This is a genomic window from Falsihalocynthiibacter sp. SS001 (genome assembly GCF_042445055.1).
Taxonomy (GTDB): domain Bacteria; phylum Pseudomonadota; class Alphaproteobacteria; order Rhodobacterales; family Rhodobacteraceae; genus Falsihalocynthiibacter.
On sequence record NZ_CP170339.1, the window covers coordinates 2759396 to 2782500 of the forward strand.

Consider the following 23105-nt stretch of genomic DNA (forward strand, 5'->3'; position numbering starts at 1 on the left):
CGGATTGTACGACCTTGTCAGTTTTCATTTGAACATATGTGATAGGCATGTTTCAGTATACTCGGATGCATACTTTGTAGGCTTGGCAACCTGTTTCCGCCTACACTACCCCCTGCCTTCCGACCAAACGTTTATCTACCAAGTAGAATTTACCCTTCAGGGGCTGCTCTCTATTCAAAAATACATTTACGGAAGTATTTCCTCCTGAATTGCATCCAATTGATACCAGTCATGGCTTCATTGCCGTGAGTTGAGCAATCTACTGAAGAGAACCTGCCTTTCAGGACAGATTTGCGGCGTTGCTAAGATGCATCTGGTTCGCTCTCCACTACTCGGAGGTTAATATGAGCCAGAAGCACTTTCTTCGTATGTTCCGCTATTTCCCTAGCTCTTCCAGCAGGGCTGATATTTCGCGCACGACCGGTCCGGTCATTTCACCGAGGCTGTTGCCGCGACATATCGAAATGCTGAGCGATTCTGTTAGGCGGCGCTTGTCCAAGGGGCGGAAGATCAGCCTTCCGGCGTCAACATCGGCGCGGACGTCTGGCCATGTCAGAAAACCAATCCCTTTACCCTGCCGTAAATAGATTAGAAGCGCACCGATTGAATTAGAACTAATGCGGACCCGTGGATTGATGCGCTCGCTCAGGATTTCCGCCAGCAGTCGCGTATGCATGGATAGCGCTGACGACGGTAGGCAAAGCGGATAGCGCAAGACCTCGGCCAACGGTATTGGCCCTTCACCTGCGAGACCCAGAGAGGGCGCGTAAACAGCTCCGAGGTGGTACTCTTCTGTTTGCACGACGATCAATCGAGACAGGCGCGGCATGTTGAAGGCGATGATAAGGTCCAACTCCAACGCTTCGGCTCGATCGATAATGTCTCCGGTTGTACCGACATAAAGCTCGAGCTCGACTTCCTCGTAAATGGTCTCAAGATGCTCCGTTAGGCGGGTGACAAGACTGCCGACCAGCCCTTCCATCACGCCGATCCTAAGGCGCAAGTCGGAGGTCTTGCCCGCCTGATGGATACGTTTTGAAAATGCCGCATCGGCGGCCATCCATCGCATAGCTTCGTCGCGCAAAGCCTCTCCTTCGGCGGTCAGCGCCACGCCGCCCGCGCTTCGCACCAATAGTTGCGCGTCATAGCTGCGTTCCAGCAACTGGATCTGCCGAGACAACGCTGGCGCCGAAATATTGAGCTTTTCGGCAGCCATTCGGATCGAATCCGATTGGGAAACAACCAAGAAGGATCTGATTTCACGTGAAAAAGCGGACATGGCGTGAGTGTAAAGTATTTTGCAACGCTATGTGAAGTTCTTTCTACTTTTTCAAACACCCACGCTGTTGCTAAGGATTAGAAGAGCCAGAACAAAGGAACCAGACGTGACCGACGACATAACGCTTCTCAGAGAATCTATCCGCGTTGGGGTCCAAGCCCGCGAGGAAGGAAACCACCCCTTCGGCGCCGTATTGGCCGACGCAGATGGCAAGGTTCTGATGACGATGGGCAACGCTTATTCTACCGACAAAGGCCCCGGTCACGCCGAAACAAATCTCGCGCGGGAAGCGGCCAAAATATACGACGCCGACTTTCTAGAAAACTGCACGCTCTATTCCGCTTTCGAACCCTGCTCCATGTGTTCCGGTACAATCTATTGGGCGGGAATTGGTCGGCTTGTCTTTGGAGTAACCGAACAGAGACTTGCCGAGCTTACCGGTGATAACCCCGAGAACCTTACGATGTCGTTGCCGTGCCGCGAAGTACTGGCAGCGGGTCAACGGCAGGTGAAAGTCGTGGGGCCTTTCCCTGAACTCGAAGACGAAATTCTCCACTCGCATAAAGGGTTTTGGTGATCGACTGCCAATTCCCAGCCTTCAATCCACTCACCCCAAAGGACTGTTTGATGACGACAAAATCCACACTTGGCGCAGCTGCGCTCTTCACCTCCATTGCGCTACCCGCCTTTGCACAAGACAAGGTCACATATCAGCTGGACTGGCTCCCCGGGGGCGACAAGGCACCAATTTATGTCTGCATCGAGGAAGGTTTCTGTGCTGACGCGGGGCTTGAGATTGCAATCGAGCCAGGGCGTGGCTCTTCTGAAGCTGTGACCAAAATCGCGACGGGTACGTCGGATATCGGCAGCGCTGGCGTCGGTGCGTTGATGGCAGCAGTGGCGACCGAAAATGTGCCGGTAACTGGTGTTATGTCGGTGTTTAACGTCGGACCTCATGCGTTCTATACAACCACCGAAAGCGGCATCACCACGCTGGCCGATGTAAAGGGAAAATCCGTCGCGACCTCACCCTTTACCTCATCGAACGTGTTCCTTCCGCTCGTGCTGGCAGACAACGGCTTAAGCGAGGACGACATCACCTTGACTAAATCCGATCCTGGCGCATTGGGACCGTTGTTGATGACAGGACAAAGTGACGTGATCATCGCGTGGCTGACCGATATTTCCCGCTATCAAGGACAAGCAGAAGAGGCAGGCAAAGAACTGGTAATTCTACCGTGGTCTGATGCTGGTTTGGAGCTTTACTCCGCTGCGCTGGTGGCCAACGACACTTTCCTTGCCGAACGCCCAGATGTTGCCAAACGCTTTATCGCGGCCTTTAAGCAGTCTTTAGAGTTCGCCAACGAGAACCCAGATGCCGCAGCAGCCGCGGTGGCTGCACAGGTGCCGGAGCTTTCGGCTGAAGATGTAAAGGGAAGCTGGCTTGATGCATCTAAACTTGCGTTCAACGAAGTCACCGATCAATTGGGCCTCGGCACATTCGACGCGGAACGTTTGGCTGCGACATGGGCACGAGTTGCGGCGGCACAGGGCTTGAACCCGAGCGCACTTGACCCTGAAACAGTCGTTGACCGTTCTTTCTTGATGGAGAACTGATCGAAATGGCCCTCGTTAAAGATGCCATCGTTTTTGAAAATGTGGGCCAGACCTTCGCCACAGAGAGCGGTCCTCTGACCGCTCTCGACGGAGTGGACCTAACAATTGAACAACATCAGTTTGTTGCGGTACTCGGGCCGTCGGGTTGTGGAAAATCTACACTGTTGCGGCTGGCTGCAGGGTTGATGCAGCCAACGCGCGGCAGCCTTGCGGTGCATGGATATCCTGTCCAAGGGCCACGTGACGATATCGGCATAGTCTTTCAGCAGCCGACCTTGCTTCCTTGGGCGAATGTTCTCGACAACGTCACATTTCCCGCCAAACACAAACGCGGGCGCGTGGGCAGTACGGACCGCGCTCGCGCCGCCGACGTCATTAAGGCCGTAGGGTTGGAAGGTTTTGAAAAGCGTCTGCCGTCGGAGTTGTCGGGCGGAATGCAGCAACGCGTTGGCATTGCCCGCGCCCTTTTTTTGAACCCCGACATTCTACTGATGGATGAACCGTTCTCTGCCCTAGATGCGCTAACTCGTGACAGCATGGGATTTGAGCTACTGAAAATCTGGCAGGGAAGCCCTAAGACAGTACTATTCATCACGCATTCGATCCCCGAAGCCGTGCTGCTTGCCGACCGAGTTGTCGTGATGAGCGCTCGTCCCGGCAGGATCATCGCAGATCTCGAGGTACCTTTGGGACGCCCACGCGACGAGGCTGCCCTGCGCAAACCGGAGGTACTGGATTTCACCGCTGACCTTCGCAATCTGTTGATTTCCAAGGAGACAGTCCTGTGAGCACAGAAACCGCTATAGCCGCACCCGTTGCGTCATCCGAAGGGCCAGTGCTTTCGCTAAAAGACCGATTGATTGCACTGCCAGCAGCCCTCCCGCTACTCACCTTCGCTACATTACTTATTGTGTGGGAAGTCGCTGTCCGATTCTTCAATGTTCCTAGTTTTATCCTGCCAGCACCGAGCCGTATCGCAGAGGGGTTTAGCGCCATAGATATGGCGCGATGGGGAGAGCATGTGTGGGCGACGCTGCGCGTTGCTCTGGTTGGTTATGCCGTAGCGATTGTTGTGTCACTTCCAATCGCCATAGGCCTGTCGAAGTCGCGTCTATTGTCGCGCGCGCTTTATCCTTTGCTTGTGGTCATACAATCTGTCCCGGTGGTGGCGGTTGCTCCGATTATCATTGTGGTACTAGGCACGGATGATGCACCGCGCATCGTCATAACCTTTATGATTTCGTTTTTTCCGCTGGTCGTTTCGATGACGACGGGCTTAACAGCCACACCTCCCGAACTGATCGAACTTTCGCGAAGCCTGCGTGCGCCGCAACTGCGCGAGATCACCCAGATCAGATTGCCTTACGCCGTACCCTATATTTTCTCGGGCTTGAAAATCTCAATCACGCTGGCGGTCATTGGGGCCGTTGTCTCCGAGTTTGTGGCGGCTGACGTGGGTATCGGCTATTTCATCCAGTTTTCCACGTCGATGTTCAAACTGCCGCAGGCTTGGGCGGGACTCGTTATTCTTGTTGCACTCTCGCTGTCCCTGTTTCAGTCCGTCAGTCTGGTGCAAAGGCTGTTCTTTCCATGGTCTCTTCCGAAAGGGCACCGATAATGCTTATTAAAAATATCGCTCACGGATGGACCGGCGACAAAGACGGAACGCGGCTCACTGGCGCAATTCGCATTGAAGGCGGCATTATCACGGAAATCGGCGATCTCGTGGCCAAAGCCGGTGAAGAAGTCTTAGACGCCTCAGGATGTGTTGTTACGCCAGGTATGATCAATACTCATCACCACCTGTTTCAATCGGCGCTGAAAGGCTTGGCAATCAATCAACCGCTGGATCCATGGCTGGAGCAAGTACCGTATACTTATTGGCCACGTCTTGACGAAGAAAGCCTTCGCGTTTCGGCAAGAATTGGGCTGGCGGAATTGGCACTATCCGGTGTCAGTACCGTTTGTGATCATCACTATGTGTTTTCGGACCGCTATGATTATGATCCGGCAGAGGTATTGTTTGAGGAAGCCGCAAGATTTGGCATCCGCTTTGTGTTGGCCCGTGGTGGCATGTCACGAGGTCGGGATTTTGGAGCGGAGGTGCCAGCGGCGCCCGTGGAATCCGTTCCCGTCTTTTTGCAAGGCATTGAAACAGCAGCAAAGCGTTGGAATGATCCATCGCCCGATGCCATGACGCGTGTGGCCTGTGCGCCGACCACACCGAATTTCAACTTTGCTCCCGAAACGCTGCCCGAGATTGCTCAGGAAGCCCGTCATATGGGGGTGCGTCTACATGCGCATCTTTCCGAGAACACGGCTTACGCAGCTCAGACCCAGCGGGCGTTTGGTCTGCGTCCTGTGCCGTGGCTGGCCAAGATGGACTGGTTGGGGTCGGATGTCTGGTTTGCCCACTTGGTGGACATCACCGCTGATGAAATCACGCTTCTGGCGGAAACAGGAACCGCCATGTCTCATTGCCCGCAGGCAAATGCTCGGCTTGGGTCGGGAATTGCACCGGCGCCTGCTCTTCATGCGGCGGGCGGCACTGTATCAATGGCTGTGGATGGCGCAGGCGCAAATGAAGCTGCAGATATGGGAAGTGCGCTTTATACAGCGTTTGCCTTGCATCGTGCTGCCCATGGCGTTGAGGCGATCGACGCTGGCACCTTGTTGCATTGGGCCACGATGGGCGGTGCCAAGGCGCTTGATCTACCCGCGGTGGGCCGGATTGCACCGGGGATGGCCGCAGATATTAGCCTGTTTGATCTGTCGGACGCGCGCAATTTCGGTCTGCATGACCCTGCCCTCGCGCCCATGGTCAGTGGCGCAGCCAAAGCACGCGACGTGATGGTTGCGGGTCGTTTTGTGCTCCGCAACGGAAGACTTCCGCATCTGGAACTTGGCGCGTTGGCCGAGGATGCTCGACGAATTACCGAAAGGCTGGCCCGCGTTTCGTCGCGGCTCCCCGCCTGAACTAACGGAGTAGAAGCTGTCAGCGCCTTCGGCGCAGGTCATTGCTCCCTCGTGCAACAAAAGGAGACACACGCATGAGCACAGCAAAGAACTATGATCTGACAGAATTGGACAAAGAAGCCGGCATGGGCGCCTATGGCGAAGAGATTGAGCGCGACGTGCCGCAGATTGATTTGTCGGACTACTTTAACCGCAAGGAAGAAATTAGCGACGCGCTCTGGGATGCGGCCACCGGTATCGGATTTTTCCAACTTACCGGCCACGGTATCCCCCAAACGCTGATTGATGATGCCTTTCAAATATCCGCGCGTTTTTTCGATCTACCAACAGACACAAAGGGCCAATATCCCCTGAAACCCGGCAGCAATGCAGGCTGGGAATACATGGCGCAGGTTCGGCCCTCAACCGGCACGCCGGATCGAAAAGAAAGCTATCAGATCACCCTGCCCCGCATGAAAGGGTTGTGGCCCACTGGTCAGGAGGTTTTCGGTTTCAAGGAAACCATGCTTGCATTTGAGCGCCACAACTGGGCGGTAGCGATGAAGGTGCTGGACTGTTTTGCCGAGCGGCTAAACTTCCCTCCCGGCTTCTTCACCGAAGGCCATGACCCGGATACGCCTGAGTATCAGTCGACACTTAGGTTGATCCATTACCTTGGCATGGAAGACGCCAAACCCGAGGATTTCAAATTCTGGCGCGCCGGTGCGCACACCGATTTTGACTGCCTGACTTTGCTACACCAGAAAAGCGGTCAAGGCGGATTGCAGGTTTGTCCAGGTAAAGATGAAAAAGGCCGCGCCACTCAATGGACCGATGTCCCACCTGTTGGCGGGGTAATTACCTGTAATATCGGCGATATGCTTATGCGCTGGTCCGATGACAAGCTCCTGTCAAATCTACATCGGGTTCGGATGCCTAAACCAAACGAGTCCCTCGGGCCGCGATACTCTATTGCCTATTTCGCGCAAGCAAACATGGACACGCTTCTGGCGGGGCCAGAGGGAAAGTACGAACCGATGACCGGCGACGACCATATCCAGATGCGCCTAGGGGCTAACTTCGGCAAGAAATAATACGATCGTCGGTCGGTATGTTCCAACCGGCACGAAAGGCTCTGCCGCCAGAGGTGCGGCAGGGTCTGGAGAGGAGGAGAACGATTGGATTTGTGGCTTCTTCCACCGTGAGAGCAGCAATAATCCCTTACCGACGATATTTTGAGTTTAAAATCAACGCACTGTAGCTATGTGCGTCGATCTCAGCAAGACTTCTAACCTTCTACCGGAAGTCCAAGCTAACGAACTGCCAGAATTAAAAACTGTCAGCTTCTTGAGGTTAGAGTAGGCTACCAATGTCCGCGGTCAGATTGTTTGGAACCAAAGGTGACCTAAACTAAGAGCCTGTTCAGCTCATCTAGTTGGTCGCATTGTCCGGCGCGCCGGCGGTGATGCAAGCGTTGCGTTCTAGCGTCTTCCGTTTGATCCTTTCCCTTTGAGGCCCCCGCAAAAAAGGAAGTCCGTCCCCATAGTTAGGAAACTAAGAACCATAGATAGCCATGAAGAGACCCAATACCGAACAGATTGTTACTAAGTTACGGCAGGTTGAGGTGCTGTCGGCTAGGGAATGCCACGTGTGGATGCGATCTGGCAGGAGCAGATAACGGAACAGACCTTTCATAGCTGGCGAAAGCAACGAGCCTTTGCCCCTCATTGGTCCGAGGACAATGGCGAGTGCGGCATGGGAAACGACCAACCAAAGGAACTCAAAACGGCTTGAGAAAGAGAATGAACGGCTGCAAAGAGCGTGTCGGACTTGGCGCAGTGCAAGCTCATACTTTCAGAAGATGTTCGGGGAACTACTGAGCCCTTCGCGGCGCCGTGCCTGCATTGATCAGGTGCGAAGCGGGTTCCACATCTCAGAGCGTCCGGCGTGCCGAGCCCTGGGGCAGCGCCGGTCCACGCTGAGGCGGTTGCCAGCTGGGCGGGCTGACGAAGATCGCCTGGAGGCCGACATGATCAAACTAACGCGCCAGTTTGGGCTCTATGGTTATCCCATCGGCTTGCCGGCGATTGGGATTCACCGAGAAGCGTCGGATCGCAGCTTTGCGAGAGATGCTGGCAGGCAAGTGAACGAAAAGCGTGTCGAACGTCTGTGGCGATGCGAAGGGCTCAAAGTTCCCCTGAAACAGCCAAGGAAACGGCGGCGCTGGTTAAAGGACGGTTTGTGCGTTCGACTGCGGCCAGAGTATCGCAACCATGTCCTCCTCTCGGGCATACAAGTATGCCCTGCCGAGCAAAGGGAGTTATGACCTCGTTCACCGCCGAACCTATGGTGGGAAAGCGTTCTGATCACTCAACATTCCGAGTGGTTTGCCGCTTGGTCGCGAGTTCACTTCACCCAAGTTTACTTTGCCGGCCAAGTCTGTTCGCTCCAATCGCCGTCCTAGGTCACTGAGGCGCCGAGTCTGATAGATCTTGGAAGAGGCTCGGCATAACTGTGTTCGTCAGCAAAGTCCGCTCGGTCGACGACGGCCAGTCTGATCTTACTGCGCGATGCCTCCACGGTCCGGGTATGGAGAAGCTGCCCTGCAGCGACGAGGCGTGCCATAAATGGCAGGATTGGGACGGAAGCGACCACCATACTAAGCACCTAAATTCTGTTCGGCAGCGGCGGCAGCGGCGGCAGCGGCGGCAGCGGCGGCAGCGGCGGCAGCGGCGGCAGCGGCGGCAGCGAGCTCCCGAAAAACAAATATCAAACAATATCAATATACTAATGCCCTGATGGACGATATGTGCGTTCAGCCTAATTCCGCTCGGTGCTACAGATGTGCTACGCCAGAGAGCAACCTACAGCCAAGTAGCAGAACGTCATAAACCCAATTTTGGAAGCATCGTGGAAGCAACAGGACACGTTTGAGTGCCGCGCGCCAAGCACAAAGGTTGCGGTAAGAGCGGCGAACACAATAGGCGGATTGCGGAGGTTCGCTGCAATCTGCGCCACGAGCCCGTTGCAAGCACAGCGATCAGGAGTATCATCTAAAGACGGGCCACATATCCGATGGCAAGAAATGCGAGGTTTCGACATGCCCAGTGTGAACGTAAGCCTAAACAACATAGCAGGGACCGAAGCAGCAATGGGCTGGGCTGGAAGCCATACCATAGTTGCGGATCGACCTGCTGGTATAGCTGGAGGGCTTGGATTAGGCTTCAACGGTGCAGAACTGCTGGCTTTGGCAATTGGCGGTTGTTTCTGCAACGATCCTCGGTACGTCGCCCATCAACGTGGGATCGTAATTGACGAGATTTGCGTCCGTGTGACCTTCAATCTTGAAGGTGAGCCAATTATGGCAACATCGGCTAAAATGGTCGTCACTTGCATAACTCGTGACGGTTCCGAAGCCGCCCAGATTGTAGAGGAAGCCAAGGCAAGTTGTATGGTTAGCAATTCCATATCCATCGGAGTGCCAGTATCGATCTCGATGCCGACTTAGCACACACTCAATATAAGAACTCGCTACTAGAAACTTCCTGCGATAGAGTTCAAATTCGTCGTGAGCACCAACCTATGAGTATTTCGCTATGGGCTGCCTGCAACAACTGCATCAACTTCGATCTCGACTAACCATTCTGGGTTCACAAACCTGCTGACTGCCATGATCGTATCTACGGGACGAGCGTCGACGCAGTATTTCTTCCTCGCCTCGATAGCTTCTTTCCAGTTGTCGATATCGGTCAGAATGACTCTCGTCCGCACGATGTCATGAAGCCCAGAGCCTGCCTGTTCGAGCGCTGCTTTAATGATTTCAAAGCATTGCGTCGTTTGGGTGAAGACATCTCCGACGCCAACTGTCTTACCCTGGGTATCGACGGGCGCGGTTCCACCTACCGAAATATAAGGGCCGACGCGAACTGCGCGGCTAAACCCAACGATTTCTTCCATAGGATTTCCATTGGAGATTAGCTGACGCATGTGATGAGCCTCCCGCTTTATGCCAGCATAGGCTCATCCGTTTTCCATTGCCACAATCTCTTCGCAAATCCTACGCTAATTTTGTAAAGGGATTGTCCCCAACGCGAAATACCGACATGCGCGCTCATCGTAGCGTTCTGTAAAATGGGCTCAAAGCTGCCATTTGCTCCAACGACCACCAAGGTCGGCATTGGGCCAGTAATAACCGCTGATGCGAGCGCTTTTTCACCGTCTTTACTGTCAGCCAACTGTGCTCACGCTCAATTTTGTAGAGATGTGTAGAGCAAATCTCTAACCAAATGAGCTACCGGTGCTGTCGGCACGAATTCGAACTTGTCTCTTCTAGGCCAGCCTTACTGCCCCTTATGTCGCTCCGAGACCGCGCCACTCGACCAGAGCAGCGGTTCGGTTCAGTTTGAAATGAGCCCTTTGCGATAGGCTGCGATCCTGATTGAAGTGGTTAAAAACAGAAGCATGGGCGGAAACAAATTTCTGCAAACTTCGCATCAAGTGAAAGCTGTGCATGGCCCGATCTCTTCGTCGAAAAGGTAGCTAAGAATTCTCCACTCGATTATTCCTCCAGCGCCCCGTTTCCTGTCTACGTGTGTTGCCGACAACCTTCATCGCAGCTCCTTATTAACGTAATTTTGCAGTGATCACGACCTCCGGTTGACCCTACCGCTTCATCGCTTTCTTTAAGAATTTAGGGGCCGCAGTGCGATCCCGGCGTTTCGTGACACAACTTACCAACACCTCACCTTCGTGGCCTACAGCCCGCCCAAGGTAGTGCCGCTCACTGGTGATCTTCACGGAAACCTCGCCGAAATGCCATCACCAGTTCGACTAACACGGCAACCGGCTGACCCGTTTTCTGTGGATCTCCGCCGCAAACACCATGCCAAATCTGCTCCACCAACAACGCACAGTTACATGGCACACGTCGAAGCCACGGTCGCGCAGAAGGTCTTCCACGTTTCGTAACGAAAGTGGAAATCGAAACTAGAGCATCACCGCAAGGCGAATGATGTCAGGGCTTGTTTTAAAGTACTTGAACGGGTCACGTTTTGTCATGATCGGACGCCACGAAACCTCCCTGCCCGTCTCAAGTCAGTTTCCTCTGACAGTGCCTTGTCGCAGGATTGGCAAGCAGAATGACTTGGTGGTGTTGCTCGTGAAACAATTACCAAGCATCCCTCGCGGTTCCATCTTCTTTCATACAAATGCCCACGGTTCCGTTTTCGGTTTGTCGGATCCCATAATGACCACCATTTTCAACGCAGCACACTGCGGCGGGATTTGCCAGTGTAACACCTGTTTCCGATGCCATAACAGGCGTGAAAGAGGTTAAGCCAAAAGCCATTGCCATTAGTAGTCGCGCAGCAAAAAGTAACGTTTCATTGGTGTCACCAATCTTATCCGTGGGAATGTATAGACTTAAAAACATGTTTGATCGCGGCTTGAGCAAACTCTGTTGTCATCAAGGTGCTGGAAGGAATTTGCAAGGAAGCATCCTCTTGTTTTGCGGAGCCTGCCTTGAATTTGCGCCCTTCCATCACTGTCCCCCACACACCAATTTCCTTAATTGCCATTGTGTCGACGGTCAGGGGATTGTCGTCCAGAATTGTGAAATTGGCGAGCTTTCCAGCCTCAATACTGCCGCGCATGTGCTCTTGGCGCAGAGCAAAGGCTGCTTCAAGCGTTACCGCGCGCAAAGCCGCTTCTGGCGACGCTGATTGCTCCGCATCGGCAACGCGGCCTGAACTCGTCACCCGATTTACGGCGCACCACATCAAAAACAGGGGGTCCGAAGGTGCCATTGGCATGTCAGAATGAAGCGAATAGGATATCCCTGCGCTCTCTAAGTCGCCCAAACGCACCATTTGATCTGCGCGTTTAGGACCCAATCCAACTTCGCTGTATTTGTCGGCCAAAGCGGTGACATAATAAGGGTTGGCACTCACGATGGCCCCAAGTTGCTTGATCCGTGCAACCTGTTCCGGCGCACTCACCGCGAAATGCACGATTGTCGTTCGATGATCGAAGCGCGGATTGCGCCTTTGATTAACCTCAAGACTATCCAACACACGGTCCAAACCTGCGTCGCCGTTTACGTGAATATGTATCTGATATCCGGCATCCCAATAGACACGGAAAGCACGTTCAAAGAGATCCTTTTCCATCATCCACGCGCCGAAATGCCCGTCGAGATAGGGTTCGCGCACTTGCATGGCGAGCGAGTAGATTGCCCCGTCGGCAAAGAGTTTTATTTGGTTGGGCACAAACTCGGTCATACCACCGTACCAGCTTGCGAGTTTCTTAGTCTCGGCAATGACTTCTTCATCATCTTCATAAAGGGCTATCAGGCTTTTTCCATCGGGAATGAAGGACCACCTGAAGGGCATCGAGGGGGAAGACAGAACCGAGTTGACCATATCCTGAACAGGTTTTGCGAGGATACCACCAGGCTCATTGCCATAGGTTATACCTTTGGCATGCATGTAGTCTCGCATCAGTTCTAGACCCGCTTTGAAGTTAGCAGGATTGGCAACCATTTCCGCAATGTAGGGAAGGAGTGCAAACAGGCCTTGCTCCCAGAAATGCCCCGCCTCGAAATTTGATTGTTTGCGCGCGGGATCTGCCCAAGAATTAAAGGCATCCTCGGTAACGCCTGCCGCCTGCATCGCTGCGGTGTTCAAGGTAAATTCGTGGCAGGAGCGCGCCCAGACGAAAATCGGCCGTGTCGCGCTTATCGTATCTAGCTCGGTGCGCGTCAATTCACCGAAGAAATATGTGTGGTACCCCCATGTTAGCAACGGCTCGTCGGGTGAATCCAATTCCCCCTCCGCTTCAATCATCCGTGCCATGAAGTCTGCTTTGTCTTTGACTGCGGGGACCGTTCCGTCGGGCAAAACCCAGTCTTCGATGGCGAGAATTTTGGAGGACATTGTGAGGGCGGCAAGCATGGGGTGGTCGTGTTCTGCAATAAAGCCGGGGACAATGACGTTGTCCTCAAACGTCAGGTCTACCTCATAGGGTTGATCGCCAATGAGGGTTTCAATTTCGGAAAGGGAACCCACCGCAAGAATGCGTCCGTTCACCGTAGCGACGGCATTGGCCGCTGGTTTGTTGGGATCGAGGGTAACAATTTCGCGCGCGGAATAAACCGTGACTTTGTCAGTCACCGAGATTGCGGTCCCGATATCCCCAAGCGATGCCGATTGCGCCCAAACAGCCAAGCCTGAGGAACACAAGGAAGTTGCGCCTAAGAGGCCCATACGGATTAATGATCTTCTGGAAAATTGCTTCATTTGAAAATCCTTCATAAACAGTTTCATCAAAAAATGCGGATCTCTTCTGTAGAAAGCACTACCCAATTGTCATCTTCGAACATAGCTAATTTTCCGCATAGTCCCATTCTCAAGGGAAAATTCTTCAAAGTCGATCTGGTCTCTTGCGACAATATCCGTTGAGTTCACCGCCATAATATTCATTTCACCGCCATAATATTCATTTGGACGAATTTCGCATTAGTATCGACAAGGGTCGTACGCCAACTATTTGTTCGATATAGCTGCATTTCCGTCACACGTTTGAACCGCGTTCTTATGCTTCCACAGTGCTTCCAGCGTAGCACTGATGTAGCACCAAGCGGGAATAGCAACGCGAATGGCCGCCCAAGGGCGGTTCGTAAAACATTGATATTGTTTGGTATTTATTGGTTACAGGAGGGCGCAATCAGCGTTGCAGAACGGAACTGAAGTGCTACGTATGATGTCTGTATCCGGCCCAAACCTGACACTGGTGCAAGTTACAGCTAATGCCAGCTTAGAGCCCTTTACCGACTTTCTGCAATGCGGCTAATGTCCGCTACCACGTATGGGCCAAAAGCCTTCAACAACTGCGTAGGTCTAGAACGGGGATTTTGGCAGCCGAAAATCAGGCCGTTTTTAACTTCTGCCAGAAACCAGCGTTTGTTGAGCAGGGTGGTATGCCTACTACGCCCAAATTAACGATGTTACTCGGGAACCCAAACTGCCGGTGCAGATTCCAGAAAGCTTCGTCTAAGCGGTTTTATGTAAACCTGCTTCTAGTTGAGTGAGAGTCGACATGAGAGTGTGTCAAAGTCATGATGTTTAAAGCATGGGGTTGAAGATTTTGTAAATTACAAACCCACTTTCATCTGGTTCTCTAACGGCGTTCAGAGTCCATCCCTCATTGACAAGATCTGTCGCCATATTATTCCAGAAAAATGTATTCAGAATAACCACATGTGTAATATTGTTTTTTATAACGATCTGATTGAGGGCGGCGCTTCTATTCCGTCCAATAGAGGGTTTAGTATACTTTTCATGCTCAATAATTGAAGATGGCGTTTTTAGACCAACCAAATCAAAGGTCGTAAAAGAGGTTCCCCAAGCAAAATAGCCTGCATCATGAATCAAGACGCGTGCGTCGACAGGCAAATTGCGATTGGCCCATTCCACAACTGCCCGATCCTCGTCAGCGCTATCAATAATGGTTTCATGAAACTTGTTGAGTTGCGGAGGCATTAAAAACAGCAGTCCCAAAAAAAATGCGGTGACCAGCACCGGATGGGTAACCGGTATGTGTTTTAGAAACGCGACAAATCCCACAATGCCTAGTGGCAACAAAATATATAAATACCGTGAGTAATTATGATATAGTCCACTAGGAAAATATATGAGGTAAGCACCTAAAAACGCGCAAACAAAGACGAGTAAGGGTACTGAAAACCTTGTTCTAAAAACGAAAATAATTCCTACAAGAAGGGGCAGAATTGCAGATTCCCTTATTGCACCTCCAGCAATGGACATTTTTTCGGCCAATGGCAGGTTTGCTTCAGCAAAAAATGCTATCTTAGCTGATCCTGTTTGCGAGGTAAGATGCCCTGTTGCAAAATAATACCATACAAGCCATGGTGCGATGCCCAATAAAAACAGAGTGGAATCTCTTGCAATATTTTCTAAGTTTAGCCCGTTTTCAAACCATCTCCAAACAAGAACCCCCAGTGAAAGCGCTGCCAGTTCAGGACGGATAAAAGGCATCACGCCACAGAGAAGGGGCAGGATTAAACGGGAATTAGAAAGAAAAAGCGAAAGACACCAAACAACAGCTGCCATAGCGAGGCCTGTTTCTAAGCCACCGTAGAGTTGTCGCAAACTATTTTGCGCGAGAGCGCTAATACATACCGATAAAAGCGCAATTAGTTTAGAGGGGTAAATCTGCATTGACAGACATGCAATACCCACATGATATAACGCCGCAAACAAGGACGCAGCCAGAAAAGCTGCCACTGGAAGGTCCACAAATAACCCTAGAAACGCAACCGAAATAAGGTGCACCGCACTGGTCGTACCAACCAGTGCGTTTTGCGAATAGCTGTCGTCGGCGTTACCGCTAAGCAGCGTGTTGGCGTTATCGATGACTATATATGCGTCATCAAGGGGAAAGTGCCACGGATTGCTCCCAAAATATAGAAGACAACTTATCGCTATGGAAAGTAATGCAATGATCCCGTAAAATTTAACATTATCAAAGACTTTTAAGCCTGTTTTTATTTGAACAGTATTCACCGCTATTTCCTTGTTTATCTTTTGTAGAAAAAACTAATTTTGGAAACTTTTAGGCTCCGTAAGTTTCAAATGGTAACTTATTTTTTCGATATTTGGTATTGTTGCGAAAGCAAGACTACTTTTCCAAACTGAGGTACTCTAGACTTGTAGATGCTTTTCTTGGCAATTCTTGAAGCAACGCAGACTTTAATCCGCAAGACTGGAGTGATTACGATGAGGCCCACTCTAAAAATGTGAGCGGCGCGGAACTCGTGTTATGTGGGAGGTGTCAGACGAATTCGAACTCGTCTCTACTAGGCCAACACGACTGTCCGTTATGCTGCGCAAAGACCGCGCCACTCAGCCAGAGCGGCGGCGCGGCTGACCTTTAAGTGATCGCGTTGGGAGAGGCTTCGGTTCTGGCTGAAATGGTTGTGGATGGATGCGTGGACAGCATCGAGTTTCTGCAGACTTCGCATACGCCTGAAACGCAACATTGCCTGCTCCCTTCGTCGAAAAGGCAAGTGCGAATTCTCAATCCGATTGTTGAGCCAACGACCCGTTTTCTGTTTGTGGGCGTTGCCGATTTCTTTCATCGCAGCCCCGTATGACCTCATCCTGTCCGTCACGATCACTTCCGCTTGTCCATGCTTGCGCATTGCTTTTCTTAGGAATTTCAGCGCAGCCTTCTTATCTCGCTTCCTTGTGACATAACATTCGAGCACCTCGCCTTCATGGTCAACGGCACGCCAGAGATAATGCCGCTCGCCGTTTATCTTTACGAATACTTCATCCAGATGCCATCGCCAGCGGCTAGATTTCATTCCACTAATTCGTCGCTTCTTAATCTCAGATGCGAATATCGGACCGAAACGGTGCCACCAATATCGAACCGCTTCGTGGCTAACACCGACCCCGCGTTCGTGAAGCAGATCCTCGACGTTTCGGAGTGAAAGGGGAAACCGCACATAGAGCATAACTGCAAGGCGGATGATTTCCATGCTGGTTTCGAAGTACTTGAAAGGGTCTTTCTTTGGCATGGGCAGACGTTATCGCCCAAACCAGCCCTGCTCAAGCCGAGTTCCTCTGACAGTGCCGTCAGGTCAGTTTCCACTGACACCGCCATACTCTAAGCTGTCTCGAGAAATAGGAAGATGGCATATGATCGTCTCGCAGTCGAACTCCATTTGCCCAAGCGCAACTAGCGCGGTATAGTACTTGACGAAGTAATAGGGGGTTCCTTTGAAACTTGTTCGTATTTTCTTCGGAATCGCTTTGTCCATTTGGCTAATAGCTTTTGCGTTTCGCATCCTTTTCTCGGTCCCAAACTCAGAAAATCGCTCATATTCATTGGCAATTCCAGCTTCTGTTGAAACAACAATTGGATCATTCGTTCTTGCTAAGCAATTAGGAAATGCAGGCAAGTCTGGCGTGACACAACTTGCTGAGGGCCCAGCAGCCTTCGCTGCGCGAATTCGATTAGCAGAAGTCGCCCAAGCAAGTATTGATGCCCGCTATTACATATGGCAGGACGATTTGACCGGACTTCTATTGTTAGAAAGTTTATATGAAGCCGCGGAGCGCGGCGTTCGTGTGCGATTACTTCTAGATGACAACGGCACACCAAACTTAGATCTCGAAATCGCGCAAATGACTGCGCACCCAAATATTGAAGTTCGCATTTTCAATCCATTCATTCTGAGAAAGCCGCGCTTAGTATCATTTTTGCTAGACTTTAATCGCCTGAACAGAAGGATGCACAACAAATCCTTCACGGTCGACGGTGCCGTTACGATTGTTGGAGGTCGGAATATTGGAGACATTTATTTTTCGAGAAACGAGCATGTCAATTATTTTGACTTCGACTTAATCGCATTCGGAGATGCCGCGAACGATGTATCAGAGGATTTCGATTTATATTGGGCGAGCGATTCCGCTGTAGCGGCGGAGGACGTACTTCCACCATATGATGCCTCACAGTCACCACTTTTTGACTCCGTTGCCTTTCAACGCTCCCTGCCCGGCGGGACGGAATTTGATGAAGCCATACACGAAATGAAGATACTTGAGCACCTAACTGATCCAAAATACGGATTTGAATGGGCTGAAATAGAACTGGTAAGTGACAGTCCAGCTAAGGGTCTGGGGCCCATTCCGCAAAGTGAATTATTAAACTCAAAGCTGCTCGAGATTTTACCGACGCCCAAGGCCAGCGTAGATTTGGTCTCCGCCTATTTTATTCCAAGCGGTACCGTGGGAGACCTTTTAACTTCTTGGGCTGAAAAAGGTCTGAAAGTTCGGACACTCACGAATGCGCAGGAATCAACTGACGTTCTCCCTGTCCATTCTGGATATATTAGGTATCGACCCAAGCTCATAGACGCGGGTGTGGGTGTGTATGAACTCAAAACCACATTAGAACCCAGAACTCTTAGCAATCAGATGGGGTTAACTGGAGAAAGCCGATCAAGTCTACACGCAAAAACGTTTGTCATTGATGGTGTTGAAGTTTTTGTAGGGTCCTTCAATTTTGACCCCCGATCTGCAAACCTGAACACCGAAATGGGCTTCTTGGTGAAAGGCAAATCACTCGCCCGTTTTGTTTCCGAGGTTCTAAACCAGAATCTAGATGAATGGGCATATGTCGTCACCGCCTCAAATGACGGTAACCTAATTTGGACAGAGGAATCTTCAAACTCTGAAAAAGTAGTTCACGAGATTGAGCCAAAGACCACCGTTTTTTCCCGCGCCCTAGTTGTGATGATCGGCTGGTTACCTATTCAGTGGTTGCTCTAGCGAATTAGCCCCCACTCAAATCGATCCTTGTCCGTCGTCAGAGTTTTTGGAACCAATGGGGGCCTAAACAAAGAGAGCGTTTGGCTCATCTGTTTGGTTGGTGGTGTCAGACAAATTCGAACTCGTCTCTACTAGGTCAGCCTCACTGCTCCTTATGTCGCACCGGGACCGCGCCACTCAGTAAGAGCAGCGTTGCGTTTCAGTTTGAAATGAACTCATTGCGATAGACTGCGATCCATATTGAAGTGGTTGAAAACGGATGCGTGAACGGAAACAAATTTCTGCAAACTTCGCATTCGGCGAAAGCGGTGTGTCGCTCGTTTCTTCGTCGAAACTCAAGTGTGAATTCTCAGCGTGATTGTTTTTCCAGCGTCCTATTTCCTGTTTCGCCGCGTTACCAATCACCTTCATCGCAGCGCCGTATGAGCGAAGTTTATCGGCGACTAGCACTTCGGATTTGCCATGACGTTTCATAGTTTTCTTGAGGAATTTTGATCAGCCCCACCTAAGTAGTCCAGTTTGAATGTTAGTGCATGATCGGCCTTAGTTCCATCGGGACGATGGTTTCCGGAGCCGGCGGGCGGTAGCCCAGAGCACTGTGTGGTCGTTTGGTATTTTAGTGTTTCCTCCAGCTTTCGATGATAATCTGTGCTTCGCGTAGAGTGTAAAAGCTCTCCCCGTTCAGCAACTCGTCGCGGAACCGGGCATTGAAACTTTCGCAATACCCATTCTCCCACGGCGAGCCAGGCTCAATGTAAGCCGTTTTGGCTCCAACCGCCTCAATCCAGTCTCGAACAGCCCGAGCTATGAACTCCGGGCCGTTGTCCGACCTGATGTAGGCCGGAACGCCGCGCAAGATGAACAGATCCGTGAGTGCGTCGATGACTTCTGTCGAGTTCAACTTCCGCTTCACCCGGATCGCCAGGCATTCCCGGCTGTATTCGTCCAAGATGTTCAGGGTCCGGAACGCTTTCCCGTCATCAGTTCGATGATGAACGAAGTCATACGACCAGACGTGGTTGCGATACTCTGGCCGCAGCCGGACACATGAGCCATCATTTAGCCAGAGCCGCCCCTTCTTGGGTTGTTTCATGGGTACTTTGAGCCCCTCACGCCGCCACAACCGTTCAACCCGCTTGTCGTTCACCTGCCAGCCCGCATCCCTGAGCAGAGCCGCAATCCGGCGATACCCGTACCGGCCATACTGACGTGCCAGTTCGATCATATCAGCAACCAGCCGTTCTTCGTCACTTCGGTCAACAGGCAACCGCCTCTGGGTGGATCGGTTCTGCCCCAAAACACGACAGATCCGCCGCTCAGACACCCGCACCTCATTGCGAATGTGATCGATGCAGGCGCGGCGGCGCGAGGGGCTCAGAAGTTTCCCCGTGCGGCTTCCGACAGGATCAACTTGTCCAGGGTCAGATCAGATACGGCTCGCCGCAGTCGATCATTCTCCTTCTGAAGCCGCTTTAGTTCCCTCAGTTGGTCGGTTCCCATTCCGCCATATTGTTTGCGCCAACGATAAAACGTCTGTTCAGTTATCTGCACTTGCCGGATTGCATCAACACGCGGCATGCCTTGACCGCAAAGCACCTCAACCTGCCGCAACTTCGTGACAATCTCTTCTGGCTTGTGTCGCTTAATTCCCATTTTCAATCCTCCGATTCCTAACTATAGGGGCGGACCACTTCAAAGGGGGAGGACCAAAACCTCGGTGGAACTCACGCAAGCCCCATCCCACACTTACGTCGTGCACACGAACGTATTCTGCCGAATGGAAAACGTATCTGGATTCCGTCAACCTTGGTCAATGTACGCAACGAAGGCGACATTGCATTTGTAGAGAAGCGAAAAGCGTATCGACGAGACGCAACACGATAGACAGCCGTTTCAAACCCTGCGTATCCAAAATAACACACTTCGAAACGCGTCCTTATGCTTCCACAGTGCTTCCACGGGTGGAACTGGCAACGCAATCGGCCCCGCGAGCGGGGTTCGTAAGTTATTGTTTTATATGTATATTTATTGGTTGCGGGAGTAGGATTTGAACCTACGACCTTCAGGTTATGAGCCTGACGAGCTACCGGGCTGCTCCATCCCGCGACGCTTGGGTTTTGAGGCCCTTATCGTCCCCCAGGAGATATTTGTTCTGGGGCTTGAGGTATCGTTTGAGAGATACGTGTTATGTTTCTTACTAGGTTTGGCGGCGACCTACTCTCCCACGCCTTAAGACGCAGTACCATCGGCGCAACAGTGCTTAACTGCCGAGTTCGGGATGGGATCGGGTGTTTCACTTGTGCCATGACCACCAAACCGAGAAAGAAACACAACGCTCAGCTACTATCTTGTTTTGTTTCACTTAAAAAAGTGCAGCTTTTGATTTTTCCGCCTCATCCGTTCCCGAACAGATGTTCGGTGGTGAGGTTTGTAGAAGTCTCGCTTCTACTGGATCAAATCAAGCCTATCGGGCAATTAGTATCAGTCAACTGAGTGCGTTACCGCACTTACATCTCTGACCTATCGACGAGGTGGTCTACCTCGGCCCTCAGGGAGATCTTGTTTTGAAGGGGGCTTCCCGCTTAGATGCCTTCAGCGGTTATCCTGTCCGTTCATAGCTACCCAGCACTGCCATTGGCATGACAACTGGTCCACCAGTGGAACGTTCACCCCGGTCCTCTCGTACTAGGGGCAACTCTTCTCAAATCTCCTACACCCACGGCAGATAGGGACCGAACTGTCTCACGACGTTCTAAACCCAGCTCACGTACCTCTTTAAACGGCGAACAGCCGTACCCTTGGGACCTGCTCCAGCCCCAGGATGAGATGAGCCGACATCGAGGTGCCAAACACTGCCGTCGATATGAGCTCTTGGGCAGTATCAGCCTGTTATCCCCGGCGTACCTTTTATCCGTTGAGCGATGGCCCTTCCACTCGGGACCACCGGATCACTATGACCGACTTTCGTCTCTGCTCGACTTGTCAGTCTCGCAGTCAGGCTGGCTTCTGCCATTGCACTCAACGACCGATTTCCGACCGGTCTGAGCCAACCTTCGCGCGCCTCCGTTACTCTTTAGGAGGCGACCGCCCCAGTCAAACTACCCACCATACAGGGTCCCGGATCCAGATAATGGACCGCGGTTAGACATCAAACAGAATTAGGGTGGTATCTCAAGGGAGGCTCCACCGAAACTGGCGTTCCGGTTTCAAAGCCTACCACCTATCCTGCACAAATTGTGTCTGATGCCAGTGTAAAGTTGTAGTGAAGGTGCACGGGGTCTTTCCGTCTAACCGCGGGAAGCCTGCATCTTGACAGGCAATTCAATTTCGCTGAGTCCACATTTGAGACAGCGGGGAAGTCGTTACGCCATTCGTGCAGGTCGGAACTTACCCGACAAGGAATTTCGCTACCTTAGGACCGTTATAGTTACGGCCGCCGTTTACCTGGGCTTCAATTCGGAGCTTGCACTCCTCCTTTTAACCTTCAGGCACCGGGCAGGCGTCAGACCCTATACGTCGTCTTGCGACTTCGCAGAGCCCTATGTTTTTAGTAAACAGTCGCCACCCCCTGGTTTGTGCCCCCGACCAAGACTTGCGTCCTAATCGGGCCTCCTTCTCGCGAACTTACGGAGGTATTTTGCCGAGTTCCTTAAATGTGGTTCTCTCAAGCGCCTTGGTATTCTCTACCAGTCCACCTGTGTTGGTTTAGGGTACGATCTTAAAGAGGGGCTATTTCCAGGAACCTCTAAGCAGCCCATTCAATCCAATAAGGATGAACTACCTTCGAGATCCGTCACCACCTCACGGCCCAGGAATATTAACCTGGTTCCCATCGACTACGCCTTTCGGCCTCGCCTTAGGGGTCGGCTTACCCTGCTCAGATTAACTTTAAGCAGGAACCCTTGGACTTTCGGCGACAGGGTCTCTCACCCTGTTTGTCGCTACTCATGTCATCATTCTCACTAGTGATCTCTCCACCCGATGGCTCACGCCCGGGCTTCACAGAAAGCTCCTTATCCTCCAAGGCTTTCCGAAGAAAGCTAAAGAGGATGGGAACTATGTCACACTACGCTCTGCTACCATGCAATAAATGCATCCTAAGCTTCGGCTCATGGCTTGAGCCCCGTTACATCTTCGCCGCAGGACAACTTAATTAGACCAGTGAGCTGTTACGCTATCTTTAAAGGATGGCTGCTTCTAAGCCAACCTCCTGGTTGTTTTGGTCGTCCCACCTGCTTTCCCACTTAGCCATGAATTAGGGGCCTTAGCTGTAGGTCAGGGTTGTTTCCCTTTTCACAACGGGCGTTAGCACCCGCTGTGTGTCTGCCGGATATTACTTCTCGGTATTCGGAGTTTGATTAGGATCAGTAAGACGGTGAGTCCCCATTACCCATTCAGTGCTCTACCCCCGAGAGTATTCGTCCGACGCTCTACCTAAATAGATTTCGCAGAGAACCAGCTATCTCCGAGTTTGATTGGCCTTTCACCCCTAGGCACAACTCATCCCGACCTTTTTCAACAGGTGTGGGTTCGGTCCTCCAGTGAGTGTTACCTCACCTTCAACCTGGTCATGCCTAGATCACTCGGTTTCGGGTCTAATGCATCTAACTCAGTCGCCCTATTAAGACTCGCTTTCGCTGCGCCTACACCTAACGGCTTAAGCTTGCTAGATACACTAAGTCGATGACCCATTATACAAAAGGTACGCCGTCACCTCTCAAGGAGGCTCCGACTGATTGTAGGCGTCCGGTTTCAGAAACTGTTTCACTCCCCTCGTCGGGGTGCTTTTCACCTTTCCCTCACGGTACTGGTTCGCTATCGGTCAGTAAGGAGTACTTAGCCTTCGAGGGTGGTCCCCCGATGTTCAGACAGAATTTCACGTGTTCCGCCCTACTTAA

The 23105-nt window shown here is 51.8% G+C and carries 14 protein-coding genes, 1 tRNA gene, 2 rRNA genes and 4 pseudogenes (1 of these 21 cut by a window edge); 9 read left to right on the forward strand and 12 right to left on the reverse strand.

Annotated features, from left to right (window positions below):
* Positions 1-376: 376 nt before the first annotated feature.
* The gene (locus ACFE33_RS13240) at positions 377-1279 is read right to left on the reverse strand and encodes a LysR family transcriptional regulator (RefSeq protein ID WP_380054276.1); all 903 of its coding nucleotides are present in this window, start codon (positions 1277-1279) and stop codon (positions 377-379) included.
* A gap of 106 nt (positions 1280-1385) precedes the next feature.
* On the opposite strand from ACFE33_RS13240, the gene ACFE33_RS13245 reads away from it, so the two are divergent.
* The 8 genes and pseudogenes from ACFE33_RS13245 to ACFE33_RS13280 all read left to right on the forward strand — a co-directional run bounded on the left by ACFE33_RS13245 (position 1386) and on the right by ACFE33_RS13280 (position 9359).
* Complete coding sequence (locus ACFE33_RS13245) at positions 1386-1856, forward strand: nucleoside deaminase (protein WP_380054278.1); 471 nt, start codon at positions 1386-1388, stop codon at positions 1854-1856.
* Positions 1857-1906: 50 nt separating this feature from the next.
* A complete protein-coding gene (locus ACFE33_RS13250; RefSeq protein ID WP_380054281.1) occupies positions 1907-2896 on the forward strand; it encodes an ABC transporter substrate-binding protein in 990 nt (329 codons plus the stop codon).
* Positions 2897-2901: 5 nt separating this feature from the next.
* Positions 2902-3684, forward strand: a complete 783-nt coding sequence (locus ACFE33_RS13255; protein WP_380054282.1) for an ABC transporter ATP-binding protein — start codon at positions 2902-2904, stop codon at positions 3682-3684.
* On the forward strand, positions 3681-4514 hold the full coding sequence (locus ACFE33_RS13260; RefSeq protein ID WP_380054285.1) for an ABC transporter permease: 834 nt from the start codon (positions 3681-3683) through the stop codon (positions 4512-4514). Before ACFE33_RS13255 ends, ACFE33_RS13260 begins: the two co-directional genes overlap by 4 nt.
* Entirely contained in the window at positions 4514-5872 is a 1359-nt protein-coding gene (locus tag ACFE33_RS13265) for an amidohydrolase family protein (RefSeq protein WP_380054287.1), read from the forward strand. The genes ACFE33_RS13260 and ACFE33_RS13265 overlap by 1 nt, the downstream gene beginning before the upstream one ends.
* Positions 5873-5946: 74 nt before the next feature.
* Positions 5947-6945: an isopenicillin N synthase family dioxygenase gene (locus tag ACFE33_RS13270; RefSeq protein WP_380054290.1), complete on the forward strand. Its 999-nt coding sequence runs from the start codon at positions 5947-5949 to the stop codon at positions 6943-6945.
* A 473-nt stretch (positions 6946-7418) separates the two neighbouring features.
* A pseudogene (locus ACFE33_RS13275) lies at positions 7419-8214 on the forward strand (hypothetical protein); the annotation flags it as partial.
* A 737-nt stretch (positions 8215-8951) separates the two neighbouring features.
* The gene (locus ACFE33_RS13280) at positions 8952-9359 is read left to right on the forward strand and encodes an OsmC family protein (RefSeq protein WP_380054292.1); all 408 of its coding nucleotides are present in this window, start codon (positions 8952-8954) and stop codon (positions 9357-9359) included.
* Between the two features lie 86 nt (positions 9360-9445).
* Here the strand turns inward: ACFE33_RS13280 and ACFE33_RS13285 are convergent, their stop codons facing one another.
* From ACFE33_RS13285 to ACFE33_RS13310, 6 genes and pseudogenes are all read right to left on the reverse strand, one after another.
* Positions 9446-9838 (reverse strand): RidA family protein, encoded by a 393-nt coding sequence (locus tag ACFE33_RS13285; RefSeq protein ID WP_380054295.1) that lies wholly within the window; start codon positions 9836-9838, stop codon positions 9446-9448.
* A 363-nt stretch (positions 9839-10201) separates the two neighbouring features.
* Positions 10202-10909: pseudogene (locus ACFE33_RS13290) on the reverse strand (IS6 family transposase).
* A gap of 109 nt (positions 10910-11018) precedes the next feature.
* On the reverse strand, positions 11019-11282 hold the full coding sequence (locus ACFE33_RS13295; protein WP_380054296.1) for a DUF333 domain-containing protein: 264 nt from the start codon (positions 11280-11282) through the stop codon (positions 11019-11021).
* Positions 11251-13146 (reverse strand): amidohydrolase, encoded by a 1896-nt coding sequence (locus tag ACFE33_RS13300; RefSeq protein ID WP_380054298.1) that lies wholly within the window; start codon positions 13144-13146, stop codon positions 11251-11253. Before ACFE33_RS13300 ends, ACFE33_RS13295 begins: the two co-directional genes overlap by 32 nt.
* Before the next feature lie 825 nt (positions 13147-13971).
* The gene (locus ACFE33_RS13305; RefSeq protein WP_380054299.1) at positions 13972-15432 is read right to left on the reverse strand and encodes a hypothetical protein; all 1461 of its coding nucleotides are present in this window, start codon (positions 15430-15432) and stop codon (positions 13972-13974) included.
* 314 nt (positions 15433-15746) lie between these two features.
* Entirely contained in the window at positions 15747-16451 is a 705-nt protein-coding gene (locus ACFE33_RS13310; RefSeq protein WP_380054300.1) for an IS6 family transposase, read from the reverse strand.
* Between the two features lie 202 nt (positions 16452-16653).
* On the opposite strand from ACFE33_RS13310, the gene ACFE33_RS13315 reads away from it, so the two are divergent.
* Positions 16654-18207, forward strand: a complete 1554-nt coding sequence (locus ACFE33_RS13315; RefSeq protein WP_380054303.1) for a phospholipase D family protein — start codon at positions 16654-16656, stop codon at positions 18205-18207.
* A gap of 218 nt (positions 18208-18425) precedes the next feature.
* Here the strand turns inward: ACFE33_RS13315 and ACFE33_RS13320 are convergent.
* The 5 genes and pseudogenes from ACFE33_RS13320 to ACFE33_RS13340 all read right to left on the reverse strand — a co-directional run.
* Positions 18426-18699 (reverse strand): annotated as a pseudogene (locus ACFE33_RS13320) (DDE-type integrase/transposase/recombinase); the annotation flags it as partial.
* A gap of 34 nt (positions 18700-18733) precedes the next feature.
* A pseudogene (locus ACFE33_RS13325) lies at positions 18734-19860 on the reverse strand (IS3 family transposase).
* 376 nt (positions 19861-20236) lie between these two features.
* A tRNA-Met gene (locus tag ACFE33_RS13330) sits at positions 20237-20313 on the reverse strand.
* Between the two features lie 95 nt (positions 20314-20408).
* Positions 20409-20523 (reverse strand): 5S ribosomal RNA (gene rrf / locus ACFE33_RS13335).
* A 138-nt stretch (positions 20524-20661) separates the two neighbouring features.
* Positions 20662-23105, reverse strand: a 23S ribosomal RNA gene (locus tag ACFE33_RS13340) (it continues 391 nt past the right edge of the window).